The 2,231-nt window shown below is 64.5% G+C and carries 6 protein-coding genes; 3 read left to right on the plus strand and 3 right to left on the minus strand.

The window, feature by feature from the left end; genetic code table 11:
- The 3 genes from NLR35_RS33865 to NLR35_RS33875 all read left to right on the plus strand — a co-directional run.
- Positions 1–717: dienelactone hydrolase family protein (locus tag NLR35_RS33865; RefSeq protein ID WP_257170879.1), on the plus strand; the 717-nt coding region annotated here is incomplete at its 5' end.
- Positions 718–728: 11 nt separating this feature from the next.
- The gene (locus tag NLR35_RS33870; RefSeq protein ID WP_257170880.1) at positions 729–971 is read left to right on the plus strand and encodes a hypothetical protein; all 243 of its coding nucleotides are present in this window, start codon (positions 729–731) and stop codon (positions 969–971) included.
- 3 nt (positions 972–974) lie between these two features.
- The gene (locus NLR35_RS33875; protein ID WP_257170881.1) at positions 975–1,220 is read left to right on the plus strand and encodes a hypothetical protein; all 246 of its coding nucleotides are present in this window, start codon (positions 975–977) and stop codon (positions 1,218–1,220) included.
- A 51-nt stretch (positions 1,221–1,271) separates the two neighbouring features.
- Here NLR35_RS33875 and NLR35_RS33880 read toward each other — a convergent pair whose 3' ends face one another.
- From NLR35_RS33880 to NLR35_RS33890, 3 genes are read right to left on the minus strand one after another with little or no spacing between them, the layout of a single operon-like run.
- Positions 1,272–1,703 (minus strand): group II truncated hemoglobin, encoded by a 432-nt coding sequence (locus NLR35_RS33880; RefSeq protein ID WP_257170882.1) that lies wholly within the window; start codon positions 1,701–1,703, stop codon positions 1,272–1,274.
- A 39-nt stretch (positions 1,704–1,742) separates the two neighbouring features.
- On the minus strand, positions 1,743–1,910 hold the full coding sequence (locus NLR35_RS33885) for a hypothetical protein (protein ID WP_257170883.1): 168 nt from the start codon (positions 1,908–1,910) through the stop codon (positions 1,743–1,745).
- Positions 1,907–2,230 (minus strand): DUF6156 family protein, encoded by a 324-nt coding sequence (locus NLR35_RS33890; protein ID WP_257170884.1) that lies wholly within the window; start codon positions 2,228–2,230, stop codon positions 1,907–1,909. Before NLR35_RS33890 ends, NLR35_RS33885 begins: the two co-directional genes overlap by 4 nt.
- Position 2,231: the final 1 nt, after the last annotated feature.

The following is a 2,231-nucleotide window of genomic DNA, read 5'->3' on the forward strand; positions in this document are numbered from 1 at the left end:
GAGCCTGCCGACGCGCCCAAGGGCGCCGTCGTCGTGCTTCAGGACGTCTTCGGCGTCACCCCGGACGTCCGCAAAGCGGCTGATGCCTTCGCTGCTGCGGGTTACGTCGCCATCGCGCCGGCTCTGTTCGACCGCGTCAAGCCCGGCGCCAGTCTCGATCACGATGACACGGGGAGAGCGCAGGCCGCGGCAATTAGCGCCGAGGTCAACAAGGAGTTGGCGATCTCCGATATCCAGGCCACCGTCGACGCCGTGAAGGACGTCGGCAAGGTCGCGGTGGTCGGCTATTGCTGGGGCGGCGACCTCGCCTACGCCGCCGCAAACAAGGTCAATGGCATTGCCTGCGTGATCGGCTATGACGGCAGCGGGATCGTTGCCGACTATCGCGAGAAGCGGAAGGTTCCGACGTTGCTGCATTTCGGGGAGGACGATCCGGAGCTGCCGATCGAGCAGATCGCGCAGTTTCGCGCCCATCGCCCTGACGTCAGCGCCTTCACCTATGCGGGCGCCGTCCAGGGCTTCGGCTCCGGGGAGCGCGGCAGCTATCGCGAAGACGCAGCAGGCCAGGCCCAGGAGCGAACCCTGTTCTGGATCTCGCAATATGTCGAAGGTCAAAAGCCGGTCCTTCTGAAGAACGCCGGCGCCTATGCGCAGGCCAAGACCGAGAAGAAGAAAAAGAAGAAGGCCGACGACGACCTCGGACCGCCCGCGGATTGAAGGACGGATCGATGACGACATCAGGCTATTTCATCGACTGGGACGGCAACGCCCGGAACACGCTCGACCCCGGCGGCGGCTATCTCTGCGAGACCGACCCGGCCGCGCGCTACGTCGCGATCATGACGAAGAGCGGCGCGCTCGTGCACGAGGGCACGCTCTACGCGGACCTGGCCGCCATCGCCAGGGCCGGGATCAAGGCCGAGCTGGTGCCGGGTTCACACCCCTGGGGCCGCAAGCAGGACGGATTCTGAGCGATGCTGCCCACCACGATTCTCGTCGACGAAGCGCCGCGTTGCGTGGTGCGTCCGACCGACACCAAGGATCTCAACCGCTTCATCCGCAACGGCAAAGGCTTCCTGCTGGCCGAGAAGCCCGACGGCAGGATCACGCACCGTCAGGCCAACGACAAGGAGCTCGGCCGCTGGCAGAATGGGCTGGCTCTGCACAAAGCGTGGGGCGGCGCCGAGGAGGAATTTTTCGGACTGCCGCTATCCGATTGAGCCAAGGCCGCTGCGGCACGGAGTCGGCAAATCATCCCAACGATCGGCGGCCTAGGGGTGCCCCGCGCGGGCATCGTGGGGATTGCCGGCCTGGTTGCGCATCCAATCGGCCAGACGAGACATCGCCAGATCCAACTCGGCGCGTGCGGCGGCGTCTAAGACCGTCTCTTCCAGGGCACCGCGCATGCAGAGCAGCCACGCATCACGCTCGGCACTTCCGATCGGAAAGCCCATGTGACGCTGGCGCAGCCGGGGATGGCCCTTCTCCGGCGAATAGAGTTTTGGACCGCCGGTCCATTCGGTGAGGTAGCGCTTTAAGATTTGCTTGGTCCCGGTGAGGTCGCCCGGATGCATGGCACGAATCTCTGCGGCCTCGGGCAGAGCGTCCATCCTGCGATAGAAGCTCTCTACCAGGCGATCGATGGCGAAAGTGCCGCCGATGCGCCCGAAAATCGAAACCGTTTCGACTGCCGTGTCGCTCATGTCGTTGCCCTCAAGCCCATACCTTCAATCCCATGCGTCTCATTCGTCCATGCTCGGCGACAGGATGACTTCCGCGGGAGCGCCGGGGCCTTGATCGGCGACAAACTCCAGCGTGGACACACGGGAGAGCCCGTCTCCGCTGTCCATCAACACGACGGCCTCGTCCGGCAACGTGCGAAGCCGCTCGCGCAATTGCGCCACCGTCATGACCCGACCTCTCCCGAAATCTGCCGACCGGCCCGATCGAAATGAAGGACCACCGGCTCCTCGTCCAGCATCGAGATCAGCGCCCGGCACAGCCTCCCGCTGTCGTGATAGGCATAGCGGTGTGCCAGTTCGACTTCCCCATAGACGAGCTTGTCGAACCCCTTCAGCACGCCAACCCCGTCGAAATAGGCACGAATGAACGTGTTCCGGTTGGACAGCGCATCGGGTGCGATTGGGTTGACCAGATTCGGCGGCAGCTTCACGCCGCTGTACGACGCGAAGAAGCGGCACTCGTGGCCGATCTCGCCTTCCGATCCCATT

Origin of the sequence: Bradyrhizobium sp. SRS-191 (genome assembly GCF_024586915.1) — a bacterium.
GTDB lineage: Bacteria > Pseudomonadota > Alphaproteobacteria > Rhizobiales > Xanthobacteraceae > Bradyrhizobium.

Bases quoted from the DNA above. Each gene is read 5' to 3' on its own strand.
- NLR35_RS33875 (WP_257170881.1), top strand. From the start codon at position 975: ATGCTGCCCACCACGATTCTCGTCGACGAAGCGCCGCGTTGCGTGGTG.
- NLR35_RS33880 (WP_257170882.1), bottom strand. From the start codon at position 1,703: ATGAGCGACACGGCAGTCGAAACGGTTTCGATTTTCGGGCGCATCGGC.
- NLR35_RS33870 (WP_257170880.1), top strand. From the start codon at position 729: ATGACGACATCAGGCTATTTCATCGACTGGGACGGCAACGCCCGGAAC.
- NLR35_RS33890 (WP_257170884.1), bottom strand. From the start codon at position 2,230: ATGGGATCGGAAGGCGAGATCGGCCACGAGTGCCGCTTCTTCGCGTCG.
- NLR35_RS33885 (WP_257170883.1), bottom strand. From the start codon at position 1,910: ATGACGGTGGCGCAATTGCGCGAGCGGCTTCGCACGTTGCCGGACGAG.